Source organism: Streptomyces sp. XM83C, assembly GCF_023072675.1.
GTDB lineage: Bacteria > Actinomycetota > Actinomycetes > Streptomycetales > Streptomycetaceae > Streptomyces > Streptomyces thermocoprophilus.
On sequence record NZ_JALLGL010000720.1, the window covers coordinates 1 to 222 of the forward strand.

The 222-nt window shown below is 68.9% G+C and carries 1 protein-coding gene; it reads right to left on the minus strand.

What is annotated here, in order from left to right; genetic code table 11:
* A partial coding sequence (locus tag MTQ10_RS31205; RefSeq protein ID WP_247474188.1) for a DDE-type integrase/transposase/recombinase occupies positions 1-222 on the minus strand: 222 nt, incomplete at both ends.

Below are 222 nucleotides of genomic sequence, written 5' to 3' on the forward strand. Positions count from 1 at the left end.
GAGGCGTCGATGCCGGCCTCGAGGAGGTGCGCGGTGAACGCGAAAGACGTGTACTGACTCCCCGCATCCGAATGATGAACCAGCCCCGGTCCAGCGGGAGTCCCAGCACGGTCGCGCCGCCACAGGGCCATGTCGAGGGCGTCGAGGACGAGCTTGGCCCGCTTGCTGGTGGCTGCGGACCAGCCGACGATCGCCCGGGAGAAGACGTCCACGACGAACGCG